Here is a 22834-nt window from a genome sequence, read left to right on the forward strand (position 1 = left end):
AGCACGTCCGGCCAAAACGCTTTGTAAAAGTTACGCCGCTTCCTTGGCGAGCTTCGCGGCCTTTTCGACCGCTTCTTCGATCGAGCCAACCATATAGAAAGCCGCCTCCGGCAGATGGTCGTATTCGCCTTCGACGAGTCCTTTGAAACCCTTGATCGTGTCGGCGAGAGCGACGAGCTTGCCGGGCGAACCGGTGAACACTTCGGCGACATGGAAGGGCTGCGACAGGAAGCGCTCGATCTTACGGGCGCGGGCGACGACGAGCTTGTCCTCTTCGGACAGCTCGTCCATGCCGAGAATGGCGATGATGTCCTGCAGCGACTTATAACGCTGCAGCGTCGACTGCACCTTACGCGCGACGTCGTAATGCTCCTCGCCGACGATGGCCGGCGACAGCATGCGCGAGGTCGAGTCGAGCGGATCGACCGCCGGATAAATGCCCTTTTCCGCGATCGAACGCGACAGCACGGTCGTGGCGTCCAAATGGGCGAAGGAGGTGGCGGGCGCCGGATCGGTCAGATCGTCGGCCGGCACGTAAATCGCCTGCACCGAAGTGATCGAGCCCTTGGTCGTCGTGGTGATGCGCTCCTGCAGCGCGCCCATGTCGGTGGCGAGCGTCGGCTGATAGCCCACCGCCGAAGGGATGCGGCCGAGAAGCGCCGAGACTTCCGAACCCGCCTGGGTGAAGCGGAAGATGTTGTCGACGAAGAACAGCACGTCCATGCCGCGGTCGCGGAAGTCCTCGGCGACGGTGAGGCCCGACAGCGCGACGCGCATGCGCGCGCCCGGCGGCTCGTTCATCTGGCCGTAGACCAGCGCGCACTTGGAGCCTTCGCCGCCGCCCTTCTTGTTGACGCCGCCCTCGATCATCTCGTGATAGAGGTCGTTGCCTTCGCGGGTGCGCTCGCCGACGCCGGCGAAGACGGAATAGCCGCCATGCGCCTTGGCGATGTTGTTGATGAGCTCCATGATCAGCACGGTCTTGCCGACGCCCGCGCCGCCGAACAGGCCGATCTTGCCGCCCTTGGCGTAAGGCGCGAGCAGATCGACGACCTTGATGCCGGTCTCGAGAATCTGCGCTTCCGTCGCCTGCTCGGCGTAGGAAGGCGCCGGCTGGTGGATCGCGCGGCGCGATTTGGTGAGCATCGGGCCCGCCTCGTCGACCGGCTCGCCGATGACGTTGATGATGCGCCCAAGCGTCTCGTCGCCGACGGGAACCGAAATCGGCGCGCCGGTGTCGGTGACTTCCTGACCGCGCACCAAGCCTTCGGACGAATCCATGGCGATGGTGCGAACGGAATTTTCGCCCAGATGCTGCGCGACTTCGAGAACGAGGCGATTGCCTTGGTTCGTCGTCTCGAGGGCGTTCAGAATCTCAGGCAATTGCCCGTCGAACTGCACGTCGACGACGGCGCCGATGACTTGGGTGATGCGCCCGCTGGGCTTATTGGCGGCCATGTTTCGTCCTCGTCCTAAAATGACTCAGAGCGCCTCGGCGCCCGAGATGATTTCGATGAGCTCCTTGGTGATCATCGCCTGACGCGACCTGTTGTAGATCGTCGTCTGCTTCTTGATCATGTCGCCGGCGTTGCGCGTCGCATTGTCCATCGCGCTCATGCGGGCGCCTTGTTCGGAGGCGGCGTTCTCGAGCAGCGCCCGGAACACCTGCACGGAGATGTTGCGCGGCAGCAGCGTCGAGAGAATTTCGTCCTGTCCCGGCTCATACTCGTAGGAAGCCTGCGGACCTTCGACCGGCGGCGCGTTCTCGTTTGAGGGAATTTGCGCCGGGATAAGCTGCTGCGCGGTCGGAATTTGAGCGATCACCGATTTGAACCGCGAGAAGAACAGCGTCGCGACGTCGAAGTCGCCCTCTTCGAACATGCGGATGATCTTCTTGCCGATCTCATCGGCATTGTCGAAGCCCATCTGCTTGACGCCGCGCAGCTCGATGACCTCGATGATGTTGCGCTCATACTGGCGGCGGAGCTGCTCGAAACCCTTCTTGCCGACGCAGAGGATCTTGACGGTCTTGCCCTGATCCTGAAGCCGCGCGATGTGCTCGCGGGCGAGACGCACGATGGAGGAATTGAAGGCGCCGCACAGGCCGCGCTCGGCGGTGGCGACGACCAGCAGGTGCGTCTCGTCCTTGCCATTGCCGGCAAGCAACGCAGGTCCGCCCGCCGTCACGCCGGAGGCGAGATTGGCCAGCACCGACTCCATCCGTTCGGCATAGGGACGCGCCGCCTCCGCCGCCGACTGGGCGCGGCGCAATTTTGCGGCGGCGACCATCTGCATGGCCTTGGTGATCTTCTGCGTCGCCTTGACGGAGGAGATGCGGTTTCGAAGATCCTTTAGCGAGGGCATATCGTTTTGCCTGTCTCGTTTTTCTAACGCCCGTCATGGCCGGGCTTGTCCCGGCCATGACGACACGCTCGTTACGCGAAGGACTTCGCGAAGCTCTCGACGACGCTCTTGAGTTTCGCCGCGGTCTCGTCGGTGAGATCCCTCGTCGTGCGGATGCTCTCGAGAATGTCGCTGTGCTGCGAGCGCAGCAGCGCGAGCAAGCCGTCCTCGAACGCCCGCACGCGATTGACCGGCAGCGGATCGAGATAGCCGTTGACGCCGGCGTAGATCACGCAGGTCTGCTCTTCCATCTTCAAGGGCGAGAACTGCGGCTGCTTCAAGAGTTCGGTGAGCCGCGCGCCGCGATTCAAGAGGCGCTGCGTCACGGCGTCGAGGTCCGAGCCGAACTGGGCGAAGGCGGCCATTTCGCGATATTGCGCGAGTTCGCCCTTGATCTTGCCGGCGACCTTCTTGGTCGCCTTGGTCTGCGCCGACGAGCCGACGCGGGACACCGAAAGGCCAACGTTCACCGCAGGACGGATGCCCTGGTAGAAGAGATCGGTCTCCAGGAAGATCTGGCCGTCGGTGATCGAGATGACGTTGGTCGGAATATAGGCCGACACGTCGTTCGCCTGCGTCTCGATGACCGGCAGCGCGGTGAGCGATCCGGCCCCGCGATCGTCGGAAAGCTTCGCGGCGCGCTCGAGCAGGCGTGAATGCAGATAGAAGACGTCGCCCGGATAGGCTTCGCGGCCCGGCGGGCGGCGCAGCAGCAGCGACATCTGGCGGTAGGCGACGGCCTGCTTGGACAGATCGTCATAGATGATCACGGCATGCATGCCATTGTCGCGGAAATATTCGCCCATCGCGCAGCCGGAGAAGGGCGCGAGGAACTGCATCGGCGCCGGATCGGAGGCCGTCGCGGCGACGATGATCGAATATTCGAGCGCGCCGCGCTCTTCGAGCACCTTGACGAATTGCGCCACGGTCGAGCGCTTCTGGCCGATGGCGACATAGACGCAGTAGAGCTTCGCCTTCTCGTCGTCGCCGTCGTTCAGGGACTTCTGATTGAGGATCGTGTCGAGCGCGATGGCGGTCTTGCCGGTCTGGCGGTCGCCGATGATGAGTTCGCGCTGGCCACGGCCGATCGGGATCAGCGCGTCGACGGCCTTCAGGCCCGTCGCCATCGGCTCATGCACGGATTTGCGCGGAATGATGCCCGGCGCCTTGACGTCGACGCGGGAACGTTGCGCCGTCTTGATCGGCCCCTTGCCGTCGATCGGATTGCCGAGGGCGTCGACGACGCGGCCCAGGAGCTCCTTGCCGACGGGAACCTCGACGATGGCGCCGGTGCGCTTGACCGTCTGGCCTTCCTTGATGGCGCGGTCGTCGCCGAAAATCACGATGCCGACATTGTCGGTTTCGAGATTGAGCGCCATGCCCTTGGTGCCGTCCTGGAATTCGACCGTCTCGCCGGCCTGCACATTGTCGAGTCCGTAGACGCGCGCGATGCCGTCGCCGACGGACAGAACCTGGCCGACCTCGGTGACCTCGGCCTCGGCGCCAAAGTTGGCGATCTCCTTTTTGAGGATCGCGGAAATTTCTGCGGCGCGGATATCCATCAGCCGACCTCTTTCATGCGTGTGCGGATTGAGTTGAGCTTGGTGCGCACGGAGGCGTCGACCATGCGTGAACCGATTTTGACGATCAGACCGCCGATGATCGACGGATCCGTCGTCACCTTGAGATCGATGGTCTTGCCGCCGGTGACGCCGGCGAGCGTCTCGCGCAGCGCGGCTTCATGATCCGGCTTCAGCGGCGCCGCGATCGTCACATCGGCGCGCACCAGGCCCTTCGCCTTGTCGTGCAGGCGGCGATAGGCGGCGATCATGTCGGAGATGACGAAGAGACGTCGCTTGGCGGCGACGAGACGGATGAAATTGGCGGCGATGCCGGAGATCTGGCCCTTGTTGAGAACGGGCTCGAGGGCGTCGAGCTGCTCCTTGGCGGAGAACACCGGGCTTTTGACCATGCGCTTGAGATCGGCGCTGCCGTCCAGCAGAGTCTTAAATCGATCGAGCGCCGCGGCGACGTCATCGGCGGCGTGGTTTTCCGTCGCCAAATCATAGAGTGCGGAGGCGTAGCGACCTGCAACGCCTGATAAGGAATCCCCGTCTTGAGCCACTTGGTTCGCTCGTCAATCTACGCCGTTTGGAGACGCCGCTCGCAGTGCAAGTTGCACGGTCGCGACGATTAAGCGGTTAGCCTCAAACGACGGATGCTGTAGGAAAAGGAACGAGGGCCGCTGCGCCCCAGCTCCAAGGCGAGCGTCCCCTAACACAGGCGTTTTGGGGGCGCAACCCTGTCACATTGCCGCGATTTTTGGCGCCGGCCCAAAACCCGGCCAAGCAACAGCTACGAAGGAGACATCATTCATGACCAAAGCGGTCGTCGGAATAATCGGCGGGTCAGGCGTTTATGATCTACCGGGGCTCGCCAACATCCGCCGCGAGCGCGTCGCGACGCCCTGGGGCGAGCCTTCCGACGAACTTTGCTTCGGAGAACTGGGCGCGACCCAGGCGGTCTTTTTGCCGCGGCACGGGCGCGGCCATCGGCTCTCGCCCTCGACCATCAACTACCGCGCCAATATCGACGCGATGAAGCGCGCCGGCGTCACCGATCTGATTTCGGTCTCCGCCTGCGGCTCATTCAAATCCGAGCTTTTTCCCGGTCTCTTCGTGCTGATCGATCAATTCGTCGATCGCACCTTCGCGCGCCAATCCTCTTTTTTTGGCGACGGCTGCGTCGCGCATGTGTCGATGGCGCATCCGATCGCGCCGCTGCTCTCCTCCCGCATCGGCGCGGCGGCGAAGGCCGAGGGCATCGATCATGTCGCCGGCGGAACCTATGTCTGCATGGAAGGCCCGCAGTTTTCGTCCTACGCCGAGTCGCTCACCTACAAGGCCGCGGGCTATGACGTGATCGGCATGACGGCGATGCCCGAAGCCAAGCTCGCGCGCGAGGCCGAAATCTCCTACGCGACCGTCGCCATGGTGACCGATTTCGATTGCTGGCACCCCGAGCACGACAATGTCGACATCGCCTCGGTGATCGCTGTGGTTCAGAAGAATTCGGCGACCGTCGCGAGATTGCTGGCGCGGGTTCTGACCGATTTCCCGCGCGAACACGAGCCTTGCCCGATCGGCTCCGACCGTGCGCTCGACAGCGCCATTGTCACCGCCCCCGACGCGCGCGATCCGGAACTGTTGAAGAAGCTGGATGCGGTGATGAAACGGGTGAATGGGGGGTGAGGGGCGAATCACGTTCGGCCACGAGGCTCACCCACGAACGGAGCGAGAGGCGGCGCAGCGCTGGCCAAAGCCAACGCGGCAAGCTGATCTTGCGACCAGCTTTCGCCAGCCTGCCCAGTCGGTTGTAGGCTAGGAGCAATGCCCAGCGAGCCCACCTCCTCAAACCCCGCGCTTCCCCCCTTCCGCGAGCGGGCGCCGTGGCTCGGCGGCGATCTGCAGACTCTGCGCAACATCATCATCGGCGGACCGCCGGAACTTCCCGGCGGCGAGCGGCTGCTGCTCGCCATGCCGGACGGCGACCTTCTGGCGGCGCGGCTCGATCGGCCGGCGACGGATAGCGGCGCGCCGCTCATCGTTCTGACGCATGGGCTCGCCGGCTCCGAATCCAGCCGGCATGGAATCGCCACGGCGCGCTATCTCGTGAGCCAAGGCTGGCCGGTGCTGCGCCTCAATCTGCGCGGCGCCGCGCCCTCGCGCGCCACCTCGGGCGGGCGCTACCACGCCGGCAAGACCGAGGATTTGGTCGCGGCGCTGCGCGGCCTGCCGGCGGAACTCGTGCGTCATGGCATTGTGCTCATCGGCAATTCGCTCGGCGCCAATCTCGTGCTGAAATTTGTGGGCGAAGGCGGGCATGGGCTGCCAGTTCACGCCGCCGTCGCCGTGTCGACGCCGATTGACCTTGCTGCGTCCTGCGCCCGGCTGATGGCGCCGCGCAATTTCGTCTATCATCGCTACATGCTCAATGAGATGAAACGCGAGGCGCTGGCGCCGAGCGCCGCGCTCACCGCCGCCGAGCGCGCCGCCATCGCCGGCGCCCGCAATCTTTACGAATTCGACGACCGCTTCGTCGCGCCGCATTTCGGCTATCGGGGCGCGCCGGACTATTACGAATCCAACGCCGCGAAGAATTTCCTCGCCGGCGCGAGGCTGCCGACGCTGATCCTGCACGCGCTCGACGACCCCTGGGTTCCGGCGCAGAGTTACACAGCGATCGACTGGTCGAATTTGCCGAAGATCGAGGCGGCGCTGACGCAGGGCGGGGGACACATGGGTTTCCACGGCGTGGGCAGCTTGACGCCCTGGCATGATCGCGCCACGGCGCAGTGGCTCAAGCAAAAAGGTTTGGGCCCGCAAGGCATGTTCGAGACGAAGTGAGATCGCCGCAATGAATGCACGCCAGACGATGGTGTTCGGCGACAATGCCGACGACTATCGCGCCTTTCGCCCGCACTATCCCGACGCGCTATTCGCGTGGCTCGCAAGCGTCGCGAAGCAGGATCTGCTCGCCTGGGATTGCGGCGCGGGGAGCGGGCAGGCGGCGCTCGGACTTTCGCGCCATTTCACACGCGTGCTCGCGACGGATCCCGATCCCCGGCAGCTGGCGCTCGCGCCAAAAGAGCCCAATGTCGACTATCGCCTGGCGCGCGCGGAAGACGATCTCGGCCTGCGCGCGGAGGTCGATCTCATCGCCTGCGCCTGTTCGATCCACTGGTTCGACCTGCCGAAGTTTTACGTAAACGCGCGGCGCGCCTTGCGCCCCGAGGGGATCATCGCGGCATGGACCTATGACTGGCCGCGAACGCATGTCGAGCCGCTCGACGCGATCCTGCGCAGGCTCAAAGAGGATATTCTCGGCCCCTTTTGGGCGGAGAATTCGGCCCTGTATTTCGAGCGCTACGAGACCCTGCCGTTTCCGTTCAAGGAGATCGATTGCCCGCCGTTTCACACGCCGGTTGCGCGATCGAAAAGCGATCTCGTGAGCTTTCTCAAGACCTGGTCCGCGGTCGAGAAATACAGACTGCATTATGGCCGCGATCCGCTGGCGCTCGTCGATCGGGAGCTGGAGGAGGCCTGGAGCGCGCATCCGCCGGATCTGCCGCTGTGCGTCCCGCTTTACATGCGCTGCGGCGTCAACACGGCGTGAACTTAAGAATTGGCGGGGAACGATGCGCGCCTATTCTATGTGTCGCCCGCAGCTTTCCCTAATTTTGCCTGTTTTTTGGCGACGATAGTAAAGAGTCGTCGCGTTGAGCCCATGCCGTATTTTCCCAAGGGAATCGTTCAGCACAGGACAGCAACATGCTTGAGGCTGGCAAAATCTATAAGGTCACGACGCTGGTGAATTGCGAAGGCGCCTGGGACGAAGAGATCGATCTGTGGACCGTCACAGAGGTCGAGGGCACCTGCGCCAAGCTCAGCAATGAGAGTCGCGAAAACAGGATCGTCGACACGGCGTCCTGGAATTTCGTCAAAGCCGAAGCGGTCGAATAGATTTCTGAGCGGCTGTCGGGGACAATGTCGTCCCCGCGACGAGGCCTCGCGCTGCGCGAGCGCGAGGCGATTTCAGCGCTATGTCCACAAGCTTGAAAGCGGCGAAAAAGTCCTCGGCGATCGAGCGGCCGCGTCACCCCGCCTCCACGCCCGCCCGCACCTTCGCCGCCACATCGCGATAAAATTTGAAGAGCGGCGATATCCAATTATAGAGGGGCGCTTTGGTGACGATCATGTCTTTCATCACCAGACAATCGATATTGGTGTTGAGGAAGCAGTGAACGGCGTCCGCGGGAGTTTCGACGATCGGCTCGCCCTTAACATTATATGACGTGTTCAGAAGCACCGGCACGCCGGTGAGCTTCTCGAACTCTTTCAACAGCCGGTAAAGCCGAGGGTTGGTTTCTTCGCACACGGTCTGCACGCGCGCTGTGCCGTCGACATGAACGATGGCGGGAATCTTGTCGCGCCATTCCGGCCGCACGTTCTGCGCCATCAGCATGAAGGGCGAATCATGATCGCCTTCAAAGATCTCCTTGGATCGCTCGGCGAGCACGATCGGCGCGAAGGGCCGGAAACCCTGACGGAATTTGATGCGCTTGTTCAGCCGATCCTTCATCTCCGACGTGCGCGGATCGGCGAGTAGGCTGCGATTGCCCAGCGCGCGCGGACCGAATTCCGACCGCCCCTGAAACCAGCCGATCACCTTGCCCTCCGACAGGCGCTTGGCGGTCTCGGCGCAAATGTCGTCGAAGGTTTCGGCGGCCGTCTCGAACCGGATGGGGAAGGCGTTTCGCGCCGCAGAGATCTCGTCGCCTGAATAATCGCGGCCGAGATAGGCGTGCTTCATGACAAAGTTACGCGGATGCTTCTGCAGCGCCAACCGGCCATAGAGCGCGCAACCGATGGCGATGCCGTCGTCGCCGGCGGCAGGCTGAATCCACACATTGTCAAAACCGGCCTCGCGGGCGATGCGGCCGTTGGCGACGCAATTCAGGGCCACGCCGCCGGCGATGACGAGGTTTTTCGCGTCCGTCGTTTCTCGCAGCCATCTGGCGCGCGCGAGCAGCACCCGCTCGGCGTCGTCCTGGACGCGCCAGGCGAGATCCTGCCAATGCTCGATGGCGGTATTGCCTTCCCACTTGCCGCCGCTCATCGGCCCCCAGGGCTTGTCGAGCGACGCCGGCCACTCGAGAACGCGCAAGTTCTGCCCATCCATTTCCAGTAAAGGCTCGACTTTGCCGGGCCGGCCATAGGGCGCGAGCCCCATCAACTCGCCGCATTTGTTCCAGTCGCCGAAAATATAAGTGGAGGCGCGGCTGTAATAAGCGCCGAGTCCCGGCATGTTAAAAAATTCTTCGCTGAGAAAACCGCGGACCGGCTCCATCCAGACCTTTTTCAGGGTTTCGACGCTCGAGCCCGAAAAGCGGTAATAACTTTCGGATTCGCGCGCCAGGGGCGTGGCGATATCGGTCTCGGGAACGGGCTCCGTCACGTCGGCGCGATAGCTTCCGACGCCGTCGACCACCATCACGACGCCCTCTTCGAAAGGCGAAGGCGCAAAAGCGCTATAGGCGTGCGCAAGATGATGCGAGACATATTCGACCGGCACATCTTTGAAGAATTTTGGATAGTCGGCAGGCTTGCCGCTTTCGTCCGGCGCGAAATATCGCAGCGGTTGATGGAGCATGCGCCGCTCCATTTCGGCAGGCGGCAAAATATAGCAATTGCGCACGACGAGATCGATGTCGTCGACGGAAACGCCCTCTGCGTTCAGGCAATATTCGACCGGCTCCCTGTAAAAGCCGCCGTCGTTTTTCTCGCGCGTGATGCGCTCCTTGGCGATCGCCCAGCCGAGTTCGCCGTTACGCAGCAAGCACGCGCTCGCGTCATGATCGTAGGCGTTGATCCCCAAAACATAGGCGTGTTTCTTGGTCATTTTTCTTGGTCATTGCTTTCCCGGCGGCGCGTGACGCGAGCGAAGGCCCTCACACACTGCGAACGCAATTACCTCGCCCGGACGACCCGTCCGAGCGAAAGAAATCCGTTATGGAATTTGTGAAAACTGAAGCGGAGCCCGCCTCGTCAGCAGCGCCACACCCAGGCGCCGCGCCACCATTGCCAACCGCAGCCGCCGCGCCCACGGCCTCCTCGATCTCCGCGGCCACCACGGTCGCCGCGCCCGCCTCTGTCACCTCTATCTCCGCGGTCGCCTCTATCTCCACCTCCACGGTCGCCTCTATCTCCGCGACCGCCGCGATCTCCGGCCGCAGCGGCGGCCGTCGCGCCCATCACGGAAAAGCCGGCGATCGCTCCGCATTGAATGATGACGATCGACAGCGCCGTTAGAAAATTAATCAAGAAACTGCGAACTCTTCTCATGCTCTGGGACATTTCAGTTTCCTCGAGTGAATTGTTTTTCTAAGGGCGAGTCGCGGCGCTGGTTTACGCCGATGTGATGAAAACTTCCGTTACTGCAGGGTGCGCGTGGTCATGGATCATCTTGAGCCGCTTTTCCGCAGCGTGCTCCCCGTGCATGCAGCCTTCCTAGAGGCATCGGAATTTGCAAGATGAATGCCGCTCTAAACGTAAGTTTACCTTTATGGCGGCTTTTGACAAGGCCAAGTCTCGCGAGTTGAGCGCTTACGCGCGCGGCTATAGCCTTAGCCGCGCGTCGCCACGCATGCGCGCGAATTGCTCGAGGGGAGTTCAATGTCGCAATTCACCGTCAACGCCGCCCGCATCGATCCCTACAAAAACTTCAAGTTCCGATTGAAGTGGGACGGACGCTATGTCGCGGGCGTCTCGCTCGTCGGGTCGTTGCGGCGCACGACTGAAGTTATTGAATATCGGGAAGGCGGCGGGCCGTCGCTGGCGCGCAAGCTGCCGGGCGTGACGACCTTCGCGCCGATCGTCGTCGAACGCGGCGTCTCGCATGATCTTGAATTTGAGCGCTGGGTGAACAAGGTCTGGAGTCTTGACGGCGCGGCGGGCGTTGAATCTTCGCTCAAGGATTTCCGCAAGGACGTCGTCCTCGAACTTCTCAACGAAGCCGGCCAGGTGGCGATCGCCTATGTCATCCGCCGCTGTTGGCCGTCTTGCTTCGAGGCGCTGCCGACGCTCGACGCCAATGGCTCGGCCGTCGCCATTCAGCGGCTCGTGCTCGAAAACGAAGGCTGGGAACGAGACCTTTCCGTCACCGAGCCAGCGGAGCCATCCTACGATTGACCTTCGCCGGATGCGGCGCTGTGGCTCGGCGGCGACAGTCGCGCTATGAAGGAGTGAGTCGGCGTAGACGCCGCGCGCATCGGGAGGCGGGGATGTATAAGAAAATTCTGGTGGCGGTGGAGATCGGCGAGGAGGAGGTCACGCAGCTCGCGCTCGACGCGGCGGTGGCGCTCGCAAAAGTGGAGCATGAGGCTGAGCTTCGGCTCGTCAATGTCCAGCCGCTCGTTCCGGTGGCCTTCATCGACTACATTCCGCCCAATTTCGACGAGGAGATGCGCGAGGCGACCGAAAAGGACCTCGCAGCGTTGCGCGCAAAAATCGCCTATCCGGCGGAGCGCGTTTCCTCGATCGTGCGTTTCGGCGCCGTCTACCCAGAAGTGCTCGCCGAGGCCGAGGAATGGGGCGCCGACCTTGTCGTGGTCGGTTCGCATCGCCCGACGATGGCGACCTATCTGCTCGGCTCCAACGCCAAGACCATCGTGCGTCACGCCAAATGTTCGGTGCTTGTCGTGCGCAAATAGGACGCGGTGACAGGCTCGGGGCGCGCGGCTAGACTTCGAGGATGCTTCGATTCGCGCCTGTAGCGATTACGACTTGCCTCTTGTTCGCCGCCGGCGCCGCGGCGAAAGCGCCTGTCGACGCCCAGCTGCTGAAGCGCGGACGGGCGATCGCGCAAGCAAATTGCGGCCGCTGTCATGCGGTCGGCCCGCGCGGCGTCAGCGCCAATCCCAAGTCGCCGCCGTTTCGCGATCTCGCGCGAAAATATCCGCTGCACAATCTCGAGGAGGCGCTCGCCGAGGGCATTGTCGTCGGCCATGAAGGCGTCGAGATGCCGCAGTTCCGGCTCAGCGCCGCGCAGATCGAAGCGCTGCTCGCCTATCTCAACTCCATCCAGAGGTAGACCTGCGCGACCGCTGGCGCGGGAATGAATCGCGATGGTTGAACTCCCTATCGACAGGCTCTATGCGGGGCGCCCGCGCGAGATCGCCCCAGGCCGCATAAGTGCGATCCGCAAGGCGCCGCTTGAGCCGCCCTGGCGCATCGAGTCGGAAGGGCTCGTCGGCGATCTGCAGGCGGATCGGCGTCATCATGGCGGCGCCGAGAAAGCGCTGCACCACTATCCCCGCGAGCATTACGACGCTTGGCGCGCGGATTTGCCGGAACTTGCGAGCGAATTCGTTGCGCCGGCCTTTGGCGAGAACATTTCGACGAGCGGGCTCACCGAAGCTGAGGTCTGCGTCGGCGACGTCTTCGCGCTCGGCGGCGCGCGCCTGCAGGTGAGCCAGGGACGACAGCCCTGTCTGACCCTCAATTTCCGCTTCGGCCGGCGCGACATGGCGCGGCGCACCCAGGAGGCGATGCGCTGCGGCTGGTATTACCGCGTTCTCGAAACGGGCGCGGCGCAGCCGGGCGACAATCTGCGGCTTATGGAGCGGCCGCGTGCCGAATGGCCGCTCGCCCGGCTTTTCGCCTTGCTCTACGTGCGGCCGCGCGCCTTCGACGAACTCACTGAGATGGCCGCGCTGCCGGAACTGGCGGAAAGCTGGCGGGCGCTCGCGCGCAGGCGACTCGAAAGCCGCAAGGTCGAAGACTGGAGGCGGCGGCTCGGGGGATAGCTTGGCCGACAGACGTAAGGCGCTTTGGTGACAAAGTCATTTGCGCCCGGCGTCGCCATGCGCGACGTTGACGCTGCGGCCTTCGACCATGCTGGGCGCTCACATACCTTGTAGGCGGGCGATGAAAGACTTGGACAGGAAGCAACACCCGGCGGTGCGTCGATTGCTGGATCTGATGGATCCGATCGGCTACCTGCTCACCGAAGTCTTTCACCTTCTGGGACTGTTCGCGATTGGCGGCGCAACGGTCTGGGCGGCGGCGAAAGCGTTTCTCGAAATGGCGACGAAGGGTCACGCTTCGATCGAAGACCTGTTGCTGCTCTTTATCTATCTCGAAATCGGCTCGATGGTCGGCATCTATTTCCGCACCAACCACATGCCGGTGCGCTTTCTCCTCTATGTCGGCATCACGGCGCTCACCCGCCACATGATCGGCTATGTGCAGACGGAATCGCTCCCGGACGTCGGCATACTGATCCTCGCGGGCGCGACGCTCATTCTCTCGCTCGCCGTCCTAACGATTCGCTACGCCTCGGCGCGATTTTCCTCCAATGCGTCGGACGGCGTGGACGGCTGAACGCGCCGGTGAGGCGCGCTCCCGCCGTCAGCGGCGGAAGCGCGGGAGACTGCGCGTCAGTTCTTCATCTTGGAGAGCGCATCGGCGCAGTCCGGCGAGACTTCGGCCTTATGCGCCTGAAAACAGGCGAGGATGCGCCCGCCGCCAGGCATGACGCCGCTGCACAGCCTCGAATAATCGGCCTTGCATCTCACCTTCACCTCGTCGGGAATATCGTTTCCCGCCATGGCCTGCACGGGCGCCACGCTGGCGAAGAGGGCGATCAGCAACAGGCTTAGGGAATGGCGCATGTAATTTTTCCTGGGTTGGGGTTTTGGACGAAGGCGAACGGCCGGGAGTCTGATTGTGACCCGCCTGCCGCGATCAGGGCAAGAGGGCGGCGAGGAGGGAGGGCGGTGCGCCGAGCGGGGACTGACCCGCCGCGCTTCAAATCGCCGCGCTCTGCCCTTTGCTGCCACGGCTTTGCGAGACAGGCCGCTCTGGTCTAAGAGAAAACGGCAAATAGCCGAGGAAAGAATGTCCGCGATACCGAACTTTGCATCGATCCCCTTTGCGCCCGTTGCGCCCGAGCAGGAGGCAAAGCCCCGCCGCTGGCTGACGCCGGAAGGAATCGAGGTGAAGAACGCCTATGGCCCGCAGGATATCGAGGGCCTCGCCTTCGTCGACGGCTATCCGGGCGTCGCGCCTTACGTGCGCGGACCCTATCCGACGATGTATGTCGCCCAGCCCTGGACGATCCGCCAATATGCCGGCTTCTCCACGGCCGAGGACTCGAACGCCTTCTACCGGCGCAACCTCGCCGCCGGACAGAAGGGCCTCTCCGTCGCCTTCGATCTTGCGACCCATCGCGGCTATGATTCCGACCATCCGCGCGTGATGGGCGACGTCGGCATGGCGGGCGTCGCGATCGACTCGATCTATGACATGCGCACGCTGTTCGACGGCATTCCGCTCGATCAGATGTCGGTGTCGATGACCATGAACGGCGCGGTGCTGCCGATTCTCGCGCTCTTCATCGTCGCGGCGGAAGAGCAGGGCGTGCCGGCCGAAAAGCTGACCGGCACGATCCAGAACGACATCCTCAAAGAATTCATGGTGCGCAACACCTACATCTACCCGCCCGACCCTTCGATGCGCATCGTGTCGGATATCTTCGCTTATACCTCCAAGCATATGCCGAAGTTCAACTCGATCTCGATCTCCGGCTATCACATGCAGGAGGCGGGCGCCTCGGCCGATCTCGAATTGGGCTATACGCTCGCCGATGGCGTCGAATATGTGCGCGCCGGCGTCGCGGCCGGCCTCGACATCGACGCCTTCGCGCCGCGTCTTTCCTTCTTCTTCGCCATCGGCATGAATTTCTTCATGGAGGTCGCGAAGCTGCGCGCCGCGCGCTTGCTCTGGGCGCGGCTGATGAAGGATCTCGGCGCCAAGTCCGAGAAGAGCATGACCCTGCGCACGCACTGCCAGACCTCCGGCTGGTCGCTGACGGCGCAGGATGTTTACGTCAACGCCATTCGCACCTGCGTCGAGGCGATGGCGGCGACTCAAGGGCATACGCAATCGCTGCACACCAATGCGCTCGACGAAGCGCTCGCTTTGCCGACCGACTTCTCGGCGCGCATCGCGCGCAACACGCAGATCGTGCTGCAAGAGGAGAGCGGCACGACGCGCATCATCGATCCGTGGGGCGGCTCTTATTATGTGGAGCGCCTGACCGCGGAGCTCGCCAAGGGGGCCTGGAAGCATATCGAGGAGATTGAAGCTCTGGGTGGCATGGCGAAGGCGATCGCCGCGGGCGTGCCCAAGCAGCGCATTGAGGAGGCGGCCGCGAAGACGCAAGCGCGCATCGACAGCGGAACGCAGGTCGTCGTCGGCGTGAACAAATATCAGCCCGTGAACGACGCCAAGCCCAATGTGCTCAAAGTCGACAACGCCGCGGTGCGCGCCGCGCAGCTCGACAAGCTCAAGCGGCTGCGTGATGAGCGCGACGAAGCGAAAACGCAAGCAGCGCTCGACGCGCTGACCGACGGCGCCACATCGGGCGCCAATCTTCTCGATCTCGCGGTCAAGGCGGCGCGGGCGAAGGCCAGCGTCGGCGAGATCTCTTTCGCGCTCGAAAAAATATTCTCCCGCCATCAGCCGAAGGCCAATGTGATTTCGGGGGTCTATGCGCGCGAGGCGGGCAAGGAGAGCGTTCATCTTGGCCGCGTCATCGGCATGACGCGCGACTTTGAAGACAACACAGGGCGCAAACCGCGCATTCTCGTCGCCAAGATGGGTCAGGACGGCCATGACCGCGGCCAGAAGGTCATCGCCTCGGCCTTCGCCGACATGGGCTTCGACGTCGTCATCGGCGATCTCTTCGCGACGCCCGACGAAGTCGCCAGGAAAGCGGCGGAAGCCGACGTGCATATCGTCGGCGTCTCGACGATGACCGCCGGCCATCTGACTCTGACGCCGGAACTGCGTGACGCGCTGAGACGCGCCGGGCGCGGCGACATCATGATGGTCGTTGGCGGCGTCATCCCGCCCGACGATTTCCAGGCGTTGTATGATTCTGGCGCGGCGGCGATCTTCCCGCCCGGCACCAATATTCCGCTGGCGGCGGAGAAGTTGCTGTACGAGTTGAATATCCGTCTGGGCTTTGCGCAGCGCGAAGTGGCGAAGGCGGGGTGACTGACGGGTTTACCGCCCCCTCCCTGTCCCTCCCCCGCTATCGCGGGAGAGAGGACGCTCACGACGATTTCGCATCATCCTGCTTGACGAGCGCAATCCGCTCCCTCTCCTGCGGGCGTAGCGAAGCGGGGGAGGGCTGAGGGGGCAATAGCAGCGCTACAAAAAAGCGTTATCTAAATTGCGCGAAGTCGGGAGAAGCACGATGGACGAAGACGCTTTCAACATGGCCGTGCGCAAATTTCTCAAGGAGGTGGGCGTCACCTCGCAGCGCGAGATCGAGCGCATCGTGCGCGAGCACAAGGTCGATAATGGCCGCTTGAAGCTGCGCATGGCGTTGACGGCGGAAGGCACGCCGCTCAACCACGTCGTCGAAACCGAGATCGACGTTCGCTGAGCCGGTCAGATCGTCGGCGCCTCGACGAAGCGCGCGGCCTCGTCGATCTGTGCAGCGAGCGCGCGTATCTGCTGCTTTTCCGACTCGAGGGTTAGTTTTGCTTCCGCGCGCGCCAGGGCGTCCGCGGACTGGCGGAGGGCGGCCTTGCCGAAGGTCGTTTCATCATCGCGCGCCAGACCGAGCAGGATTTTCTGCAGCCAGATCTGCACTTCGACCAAGGCGGCGCCGTCGCGCGCGATGGGGCGAAAGAAATCCTCGAACATGTCGCCGACGTCGAGCGGCGGCAAATAGATGTTGGGAAAGTTCACTTCCGCTTCGCTGCGGGTCTCCCACAGAGCGAGCAGGCGCGCGCCCCGCGTGAGCACGTCGATCGCCGTGCCGGGATCGTTGATCGCCGGCGAGAGCGCGCGCGAAGCGATTTCGCTAAGGACGATCAGGCCAAATCGGGGATCCTGCTCGAAGGTTCGATTGTCGCCGATGGAAAAAACGCCTCGCAGAGTCTCCGTCAGCTCCTTGAGCCGCTCGTGCTCGATGTTCGGACATGCGACGTAACACAGGGGCTTGGTGCGATGCGCGAAGGAGCCGGGATTCACCTCTATCCACACGGTCGCGCCTGTCTCTTCCGCCGCTTCCTGCGCCGCCGTGAGGTCCATGTGCAGGACATAGCCCGGCCGCTCCGCATGGATCGGCGTCGCGTTCTCGGGCGGCGGCTCGGTTGAGGGGTTACATCCGAGGTATGGCGATTCGAGCCGCTCCTCGAGCGCTTCGGCGGTCGCCTTCTCCACCCGCGGCAGAAGGTCCGAAAAGCGGCCGAATACGCGCAGCAGATCAATCCAGCGAATGAAATTCCAGAACATCAGCGCGATGACCGCGAGCGTGACGAAGAACAGCAGAAGCCGTCCGGCGCCGCCGTACATCCCCATTTTGAGCGTGACGATTCCGACGAGGCTGAAGACGAATGCGCCGAGAAACGTCGCGATGACCTTTTGAGAGGTCTTATCTTCGAGCAGAAGCTGTATTGCGCGCGGCGTCGCGCTCGATGCGGCGCTCGCGATCGCGGCCGCCATGATGCCGAGCGAGAAGGTCGACACCGCCAGCATCGAGGAGGCCAGTATCGTCAGCACGCTTTCGATGGCGTCGGCGCCGAGCTCCTGGTCGATCCATTCCGGCACATAGGTGCGCAACAGGAAGGCGGCGAAGGCCGTGACGCAGGCGACGATCGCGTAAAGCGTGACCCGCACCCATAATTGCTGGAAGAAATGGGACAGCCGCCAGGCCCACTTACTTTGCATGTCCCATTCCCTCTTAAGCGCCGCGTCGAAGCTCAAGAGGGGCAAATAGCGCGCGCCGGGAGCCAAGCCACAGCGGACCAATTCAGGCGAAGGCGGGGCGGTGAGGGAGCGTAGCGCTTGGCCGGCGAAGATAAGCCGGCGTCCTTATAAGTTGCTAAGCGAATTGGAAGAGGGCTGCGACGAATACGTGCGCGTGGCGCCTCGCAGTCGCGTCGTCGGGCGGAAGAATTCGTCAGCCCCGGTGGCGCTGGAATGCAACCGCGCATTGCGCGGCTGCACTGTCTTACTATTAAGACATCATCTTAACCGGGTCTGGAGTGGAAACCGCTTACCAGCATGTGCAGCCGCCGTATCCATAGGCGGGGACAGCTGCGCCGTAGTAGCCCGGGGTGGCCGCGCCGTAGTAGCCAGGGTAGCCATAGCCGTACGGGGCGCTCGCCGCCGCCCCGAGCGCGAGGCCGGTCGCCAGTCCTGCGCCTACGCCCAATCTGCCATATCCCCAGCGGCCGTAGCCCCAGGCTGGACGCCGCCATCCGCCGTAGCCCCAGTAGCCCGCTCCGGGCCCCCAACCCCAACGGTGCCACGCGGAGGCGGGAGTGGAGACTGACAAGGCGCCAACAAGCATGGTTGCGGCGAGCGCCGTGGTGAGCAGCTTGCGTGAGCTTTTCATTTCGGAATCTCCAGGTTGCTGACAAGGCCCCCGGCCACCCCGTCTAACGCGAGCCTGATTTCCTTGTTCCGTCGACCGTTAAGCGGCGAAAGGCGGGCTCCAGGTGTTTGCTTTGCGGTGGGAGAGACCGGCCGCCTGCCGGCGACACAGCATGGCCGGGAGTCGAAGGCAGCTTGTCGGCTCAAAAAGCCGAGTGAATTCGCACAGACGCCGAAACGACAAAGGTTTTTTAAACTCAACCAGAAATTCAATTCGGACAAAACAGCCAAGAACAAAATGCGCTAACTCGGCGACAAATTAAAAAAGCGCCCGAGCCGCGATTTGCAGAGATTTCTCGATTTACGGGATGGCGAGAGAGACGGGACTTGAACCCGCGACCTCCGGCGTGACAGGCCGGCGCTCTAACCAACTGAGCTACTCCCCCGCGAGCGCGCGCACGCGAGAGGCGCCAGATAGCGCAGCCGCATCTTGAGGTCAAGGAACTTCGCCAACGCGGAGTCTCAGACGAAGCGCCGCGGGGCCGGGCAAGCCGTGCGCGCGCCCCGCTGCTCGGCGTCTTTCCCTGGCCTTCCTTTGCCTTTCCTTTGCGCCTGCATTAAGCCTCGCGCCATATAAGGAGACAGACGTTGGACGACGACATGCGCAGGCGGCGCATCCGGGTGCGCGCCTGGCGGCGAGGCATGCGCGAGATGGACATCCTGTTGGGTGGCTTCGTCGACGCGCGCGTCGAGACGCTTCCCGCGCAGGCGCTGGACGAACTCGAGGCTCTGCTCGACCTGCCCGACGCCGCGGTGTTCCGATGGCTGTCGGGGGCGGAACAGCCGCCGGCCGAGCATGACACGCCGGTTCTGCGGCAGATCATCGCCTTTCACCAACACGACGGGCCGATCCATTGAGCGCGGCTGCGACAAAGCTCAAGAAAGCGGCGGCAGGACTTCAAGCGGCGCGTAGCGGTCTCGTCAAAGGCGAAAGGCTGATATTCGCCCATGCGCCGGACGGCTTTGACGCTTTCGTCAGCGCCGATCTTGCGCGCGCGCTCGCGCGGGAGTCGGAAGGACACGCGGCGGTCTTCGTGCATGTCGCGCGCGACGGCGCGCGGTCGGCGGCCTTTCGCAACGCCCTGCGTTTCGCCAATCCCGACGTCGAAATTCTCGACATACCAGGATGGGACTGCCAGCCCTACGATCGCGTGTCGCCGCACGCCGGCGTCGTGGCGCGGCGCATGACGGCGCTTTCGCGTCTCACGCGGGCAAAATCCTCATTCGAACGTCCGCGCGTCGTCACGACGACCGTCGACTGCCTGTTGCAGCGCGTTCCGCCACAAAAGATGGTCGCCGCCGAAAGCTTCGCCGCCGCGCCCGGCAATGTCGTGAAGCTCGACGAATTGGCGCTTTGGCTCGAGTCGAACGGCTATTTGCGCGCCAGCACGGTGCGCGAAACCGGCGAATATGCGCAACGCGGCGGCATTGTCGATCTTTATCCGCCGGGGCTGCCGGCTCCGATCCGTCTCGACTTCTTTGGCGAAACGCTCGAATCGATCCGCTCGTTCGATCCCGATACGCAACGCGCCACGGGGCAGCTCCGTTCGCTCGACCTCACGCCCATGAGCGAATTGCGGCTGACGAGCGAGACGATGCGCCGCTTCCGGCAGTCCTACGCCGCGCGCTTTGGCGGGCAGACGCGCGGCGACGCGCTTTATGAGGCTGTCAGCGAAGGCCGGCGCTTCCACGGCATGGAGCATTGGCTGCCGCTCTTCTACGAGCGGATGGATACGCTCTTCGATTATCTGGGCGAGGCGCCTGTCGTGCTCGATCCGCTTGTCGAGGACGCCGCGGCGGAGCGCGTCAAGCAGATCGAGGATTATTACGACGCGCGCAAATATGCGCATGAACTCGATCCCGCCGCCTCAAACTATAAACCGCTGGAACCGCGCGCGCTCTACCTGTCGCTTGACGAATGGCGCGCCGCCATCGAGGGACGCGCTGCGGCGCAATTCACGCCTTTCGCCGCGCATGAAGGCCAGAAAGCCATCGACTGCGGCGCGCGGCCAGGGCGCGACTTTGCGCCGGAGCGCAACACGCCCGACGTCAATGTCTTCCAGGCGGCCGCGGATCATGTCGCGGCGCTGCGCGACGCGGGCAGAACGGTCATCGTCACCGGCTGGTCCGAGGGTTCCTGCGAGCGGCTCGGCCATGTGCTCGCGGAACACGGCTTGCCCGATTTGGCGCGCGTCGCGTCCCTTCCGCAGGCGTTGTCGAAGGCCGTCTCCGTAGCTGTTCTCGGGATCGAACACGGCTTCGAGACGGATGCTTACGCGGTTCTGGGCGAGCAGGACATTCTTGGCGATCGCTTCGTTCGTCGCCGCCGCAAACGCAAGCCCAACGAAAATCTCCTCGGCGAAGTCGCCGCGCTCGCCGCCGGCGATCTCGTCGTGCATGTCGATCACGGCATCGGCCGGTTCATCGGCCTCGAGACGATCTCCGCCGCCGGCGCGCCGCATGATTGCCTCGAACTCCACTACGCTGGCGGCGACAAGCTCTATCTGCCGGTCGAAAACATCGAGCTCTTGACGCGCTATGGCGGCGAGGACGCCGAAGCGCAGCTCGATCGCCTCGGCGGCGCCGGCTGGCAGTCGCGCAAGTCGCGGATGAAAAAACGCATCCGCGAAATGGCCAAAGGGCTCATCGAAATTGCGGCGCAGCGGCAGCTGCGCGAGGCGCCCAAGCTCGTTGCGCCGGAAGGACTCTACGACGAATTCTGCGCGCGCTTTCCTTATGATGAAACCGAGGATCAGCTCGCCGCCATCGATGCGACGCTCGATGATCTCGCCGCCGGCCGGCCGATGGATCGACTGGTTTGCGGCGACGTTGGTTTTGGCAAAACCGAGGTCGCGCTGCGCGCCGCCTTCTGCGCCGCCATCAACGGCAAGCAGGTGGCCGTCGTTGCGCCCACCACCTTGCTTGCGCGCCAGCACTACAAGACGTTCAGCGAGCGCTTTGCGGGCCTGCCGGTGCGCATCGGACGCTTGTCGCGGATGGTCGGCGCCGCGGAAACGCGCGAGACGAAGAAGGACCTCGCCGACGGCCGCATCGAGATTTTAATCGGCACGCATGCCGTGCTCGGCAAGACGGTGAGCTTCAAGGATCTTGGACTCGTCATCATCGACGAAGAGCAGCATTTCGGCGTCGGCCACAAGGAGCGGCTGAAAGAGTTGCGCGCCGAGGTGCATGTTCTGACGCTCTCGGCGACGCCCATACCGCGCACGCTGCAGCTCGCGATGACGGGCGTGCGCGAGCTTTCGATCATCGCCACGCCGCCGATCGACCGGCTGGCGGTGCGCAGTTTCGTCTCGCCTTTCGATTCGCTCATTGTGCGTGAAGCGCTGCTGCGTGAGCGCTATCGCGGCGGCCAGGCCTTCTTCGTCTGTCCGCGCATCGAGGACCTCGAGGAGGCCGCGGCGTTTCTGCGCGAAAACGCGCCTGAGTCGAAATTCGTCACGGCGCATGGGCAGATGAGCGCGAGCGAACTCGAGGACAAGATGTCGGCCTTCTGCGACGGCAAATTCGACATTCTGCTGTCGACGACGATCGTCGAGTCGGGCCTCGACATCCCACGCGCCAATACGCTGATCGTCTGGCGCGCCGATATGTTCGGCCTGGCGCAGCTCTATCAGCTGCGGGGCCGCGTCGGGCGCGCCAAATTGCGCGCTTATGCGCTGTTCACGACGCCCGCCAACCGCACGATCACGCCTCAGGCGCAAAAGCGGCTGGACGTGCTGCAGTCGCTGGATACGCTTGGCGCGGGCTTCCAACTCGCCAGTCACGATCTCGACATTCGCGGCGCCGGCAATCTGCTTGGCGAGGAGCAGTCGGGACATATCAGGGAGGTGGGCTATGAGCTTTATCAACAGATGCTCGCCGATGCGATCACGCTGCTGAAGGCTGGAGTCGAGGAGCCGCAGGAGGAAGTCTGGTCGCCGACGATCGCGATCGGCGCGCCGGTGACGATACCGGAAGACTATGTCGCCGACCTCACGCTGCGCCTGCAGCTCTATCGCCGTCTGTCGACGCTCGAAACGGATCAAGACATCGAAGCGTTCGCCGCCGAGATGATCGACCGTTTCGGTCCGATCCCGCCGGAAGTGGAGCAGCTCTTGGAGATCGTCGCGATCAAGGCGCTCTGCCGGCGCGCCCACGTCGAAAAGATCGACGCCGGCCCGAAGGGCGTCATCGTTGCGTTCCGCGAAGATAAATTCGCCAATCCCGCCGGGCTCGTGCGTTATGTCGCGGAGCAGCGGACAAGCGCCAAGGTGCGTCCCGACATGCGCGTGGTGTTTATCCGCGAATTCGAGAACACGAAACAGCGCCTCGCCGGCACGCGCCGGATTTTGCGCGCGCTCGTCGAGATCGCGGAGAAGAAGGCGGCTTAGCCCTGCCGAATTTCCTTCGCTGCG

21 protein-coding genes and 1 tRNA gene are annotated in these 22834 nt (G+C 63.5%); 13 read left to right on the forward strand and 9 right to left on the reverse strand.

Translation table 11 applies throughout. The features are described from left to right. Window positions 1-30: 30 nt before the first annotated feature. The 4 genes from atpD to ACR65W_RS15090 all read right to left on the reverse strand — a co-directional run bounded on the left by atpD (window position 31) and on the right by ACR65W_RS15090 (window position 4528). A complete protein-coding gene (gene atpD, locus ACR65W_RS15075) occupies window positions 31-1458 on the reverse strand; it encodes a F0F1 ATP synthase subunit beta (RefSeq protein WP_175092505.1) in 1428 nt (475 codons plus the stop codon). Between the two features lie 24 nt (window positions 1459-1482). Further along, window positions 1483-2364, reverse strand: a complete 882-nt coding sequence (locus ACR65W_RS15080; RefSeq protein WP_434500345.1) for a F0F1 ATP synthase subunit gamma — start codon at window positions 2362-2364, stop codon at window positions 1483-1485. A 71-nt stretch (window positions 2365-2435) separates the two neighbouring features. Next, the gene (gene atpA / locus ACR65W_RS15085; protein ID WP_434500346.1) at window positions 2436-3965 is read right to left on the reverse strand and encodes a F0F1 ATP synthase subunit alpha; all 1530 of its coding nucleotides are present in this window, start codon (window positions 3963-3965) and stop codon (window positions 2436-2438) included. Continuing rightward, a complete protein-coding gene (locus ACR65W_RS15090) occupies window positions 3965-4528 on the reverse strand; it encodes a F0F1 ATP synthase subunit delta (RefSeq protein ID WP_434500347.1) in 564 nt (187 codons plus the stop codon). The genes atpA and ACR65W_RS15090 overlap by 1 nt, the downstream gene beginning before the upstream one ends. Window positions 4529-4778: 250 nt before the next feature. On the opposite strand from ACR65W_RS15090, the gene ACR65W_RS15095 reads away from it, so the two are divergent. The 4 genes from ACR65W_RS15095 (at window position 4779) to ACR65W_RS15110 (ending at window position 7925) form a co-directional block, all read left to right on the forward strand. Continuing rightward, a complete protein-coding gene (locus ACR65W_RS15095; protein WP_434500348.1) occupies window positions 4779-5654 on the forward strand; it encodes an S-methyl-5'-thioadenosine phosphorylase in 876 nt (291 codons plus the stop codon). A gap of 138 nt (window positions 5655-5792) precedes the next feature. Then, complete coding sequence (locus ACR65W_RS15100) at window positions 5793-6809, forward strand: YheT family hydrolase (RefSeq protein ID WP_434500349.1); 1017 nt, start codon at window positions 5793-5795, stop codon at window positions 6807-6809. A gap of 10 nt (window positions 6810-6819) precedes the next feature. Then, on the forward strand, window positions 6820-7578 hold the full coding sequence (locus tag ACR65W_RS15105) for a class I SAM-dependent methyltransferase (RefSeq protein ID WP_434500350.1): 759 nt from the start codon (window positions 6820-6822) through the stop codon (window positions 7576-7578). A 155-nt stretch (window positions 7579-7733) separates the two neighbouring features. Further along, window positions 7734-7925, forward strand: a complete 192-nt coding sequence (locus ACR65W_RS15110; protein ID WP_434500351.1) for a hypothetical protein — start codon at window positions 7734-7736, stop codon at window positions 7923-7925. Between the two features lie 133 nt (window positions 7926-8058). On the opposite strand, the gene ACR65W_RS15115 is transcribed toward ACR65W_RS15110, so the two are convergent. Continuing rightward, window positions 8059-9864, reverse strand: a complete 1806-nt coding sequence (locus ACR65W_RS15115; protein ID WP_434500353.1) for a carbamoyltransferase family protein — start codon at window positions 9862-9864, stop codon at window positions 8059-8061. A gap of 773 nt (window positions 9865-10637) precedes the next feature. Here ACR65W_RS15115 and ACR65W_RS15120 point away from each other — a divergent pair. From ACR65W_RS15120 to ACR65W_RS15140, 5 genes are all read left to right on the forward strand, one after another. After that, window positions 10638-11153, forward strand: a complete 516-nt coding sequence (locus ACR65W_RS15120; protein WP_434500354.1) for a phage tail protein — start codon at window positions 10638-10640, stop codon at window positions 11151-11153. 92 nt (window positions 11154-11245) lie between these two features. Then, complete coding sequence (locus ACR65W_RS15125; RefSeq protein ID WP_434500355.1) at window positions 11246-11674, forward strand: universal stress protein; 429 nt, start codon at window positions 11246-11248, stop codon at window positions 11672-11674. 41 nt (window positions 11675-11715) lie between these two features. Continuing rightward, window positions 11716-12054, forward strand: coding sequence for a c-type cytochrome (locus ACR65W_RS15130; RefSeq protein ID WP_434502781.1), 339 nt, complete (start codon window positions 11716-11718; stop codon window positions 12052-12054). Between the two features lie 34 nt (window positions 12055-12088). After that, window positions 12089-12769 carry an MOSC domain-containing protein gene (locus ACR65W_RS15135; protein WP_434500357.1) on the forward strand — a complete coding sequence of 227 codons (681 nt, stop codon included), beginning with the start codon at window positions 12089-12091 and terminating at the stop codon, window positions 12767-12769. 121 nt (window positions 12770-12890) lie between these two features. Then, complete coding sequence (locus ACR65W_RS15140; RefSeq protein WP_196401818.1) at window positions 12891-13346, forward strand: phosphate-starvation-inducible protein PsiE; 456 nt, start codon at window positions 12891-12893, stop codon at window positions 13344-13346. A 56-nt stretch (window positions 13347-13402) separates the two neighbouring features. Here the strand turns inward: ACR65W_RS15140 and ACR65W_RS15145 are convergent, their stop codons facing one another. Further along, window positions 13403-13636, reverse strand: coding sequence for a hypothetical protein (locus ACR65W_RS15145; RefSeq protein WP_434500358.1), 234 nt, complete (start codon window positions 13634-13636; stop codon window positions 13403-13405). Between the two features lie 226 nt (window positions 13637-13862). Here ACR65W_RS15145 and scpA point away from each other — a divergent pair, with 226 nt between their 5' ends. Both scpA and ACR65W_RS15155 read left to right on the forward strand, forming a co-directional pair. Beyond that, window positions 13863-16025: a methylmalonyl-CoA mutase gene (scpA, locus tag ACR65W_RS15150; protein WP_434500359.1), complete on the forward strand. Its 2163-nt coding sequence runs from the start codon at window positions 13863-13865 to the stop codon at window positions 16023-16025. 202 nt (window positions 16026-16227) lie between these two features. Next, a complete protein-coding gene (locus tag ACR65W_RS15155) occupies window positions 16228-16419 on the forward strand; it encodes a DUF6494 family protein (protein WP_175092519.1) in 192 nt (63 codons plus the stop codon). A gap of 5 nt (window positions 16420-16424) precedes the next feature. Here ACR65W_RS15155 and ACR65W_RS15160 read toward each other — a convergent pair whose 3' ends face one another. From ACR65W_RS15160 to ACR65W_RS15170, 3 genes are all read right to left on the reverse strand, one after another. Beyond that, on the reverse strand, window positions 16425-17711 hold the full coding sequence (locus ACR65W_RS15160; protein ID WP_434500360.1) for a DUF2254 domain-containing protein: 1287 nt from the start codon (window positions 17709-17711) through the stop codon (window positions 16425-16427). 328 nt (window positions 17712-18039) lie between these two features. Further along, window positions 18040-18381, reverse strand: a complete 342-nt coding sequence (locus tag ACR65W_RS15165) for a hypothetical protein (protein ID WP_434500362.1) — start codon at window positions 18379-18381, stop codon at window positions 18040-18042. Between the two features lie 347 nt (window positions 18382-18728). After that, window positions 18729-18805: transfer RNA gene (locus ACR65W_RS15170), tRNA-Asp, on the reverse strand. Window positions 18806-19007: 202 nt separating this feature from the next. Here ACR65W_RS15170 and ACR65W_RS15175 point away from each other — a divergent pair. Together ACR65W_RS15175 and mfd are read left to right on the forward strand one after the other, a co-directional pair. Then, window positions 19008-19277 carry a succinate dehydrogenase assembly factor 2 gene (locus ACR65W_RS15175; RefSeq protein ID WP_434497183.1) on the forward strand — a complete coding sequence of 90 codons (270 nt, stop codon included), beginning with the start codon at window positions 19008-19010 and terminating at the stop codon, window positions 19275-19277. Beyond that, entirely contained in the window at window positions 19274-22810 is a 3537-nt protein-coding gene (mfd, locus tag ACR65W_RS15180; RefSeq protein ID WP_434500363.1) for a transcription-repair coupling factor, read from the forward strand. The genes ACR65W_RS15175 and mfd overlap by 4 nt, the downstream gene beginning before the upstream one ends. Window positions 22811-22834: the final 24 nt, after the last annotated feature.

Source organism: Methylocystis sp. (genome assembly GCF_051062815.1).
Taxonomy (GTDB): domain Bacteria; phylum Pseudomonadota; class Alphaproteobacteria; order Rhizobiales; family Beijerinckiaceae; genus Methylocystis.

Coding starts and splice junctions, on each gene's coding strand:
- atpD (WP_175092505.1), bottom strand. CDS start 1,458: ATGGCCGCCAATAAGCCCAGCGGGCGCATCACCCAAGTCATCGGCGCC.
- ACR65W_RS15080 (WP_434500345.1), bottom strand. CDS start 2,364: ATGCCCTCGCTAAAGGATCTTCGAAACCGCATCTCCTCCGTCAAGGCG.
- atpA (WP_434500346.1), bottom strand. CDS start 3,965: ATGGATATCCGCGCCGCAGAAATTTCCGCGATCCTCAAAAAGGAGATC.
- ACR65W_RS15095 (WP_434500348.1), top strand. CDS start 4,779: ATGACCAAAGCGGTCGTCGGAATAATCGGCGGGTCAGGCGTTTATGAT.
- ACR65W_RS15100 (WP_434500349.1), top strand. CDS start 5,793: ATGCCCAGCGAGCCCACCTCCTCAAACCCCGCGCTTCCCCCCTTCCGC.
- ACR65W_RS15105 (WP_434500350.1), top strand. CDS start 6,820: ATGAATGCACGCCAGACGATGGTGTTCGGCGACAATGCCGACGACTAT.
- ACR65W_RS15110 (WP_434500351.1), top strand. CDS start 7,734: ATGCTTGAGGCTGGCAAAATCTATAAGGTCACGACGCTGGTGAATTGC.
- ACR65W_RS15115 (WP_434500353.1), bottom strand. CDS start 9,864: ATGACCAAGAAACACGCCTATGTTTTGGGGATCAACGCCTACGATCAT.
- ACR65W_RS15120 (WP_434500354.1), top strand. CDS start 10,638: ATGTCGCAATTCACCGTCAACGCCGCCCGCATCGATCCCTACAAAAAC.
- ACR65W_RS15125 (WP_434500355.1), top strand. CDS start 11,246: ATGTATAAGAAAATTCTGGTGGCGGTGGAGATCGGCGAGGAGGAGGTC.
- ACR65W_RS15130 (WP_434502781.1), top strand. CDS start 11,716: ATGCTTCGATTCGCGCCTGTAGCGATTACGACTTGCCTCTTGTTCGCC.
- ACR65W_RS15135 (WP_434500357.1), top strand. CDS start 12,089: ATGGTTGAACTCCCTATCGACAGGCTCTATGCGGGGCGCCCGCGCGAG.
- ACR65W_RS15140 (WP_196401818.1), top strand. CDS start 12,891: ATGAAAGACTTGGACAGGAAGCAACACCCGGCGGTGCGTCGATTGCTG.
- ACR65W_RS15145 (WP_434500358.1), bottom strand. CDS start 13,636: ATGCGCCATTCCCTAAGCCTGTTGCTGATCGCCCTCTTCGCCAGCGTG.
- scpA (WP_434500359.1), top strand. CDS start 13,863: ATGTCCGCGATACCGAACTTTGCATCGATCCCCTTTGCGCCCGTTGCG.
- ACR65W_RS15155 (WP_175092519.1), top strand. CDS start 16,228: ATGGACGAAGACGCTTTCAACATGGCCGTGCGCAAATTTCTCAAGGAG.
- ACR65W_RS15160 (WP_434500360.1), bottom strand. CDS start 17,711: ATGCAAAGTAAGTGGGCCTGGCGGCTGTCCCATTTCTTCCAGCAATTA.
- ACR65W_RS15165 (WP_434500362.1), bottom strand. CDS start 18,381: ATGAAAAGCTCACGCAAGCTGCTCACCACGGCGCTCGCCGCAACCATG.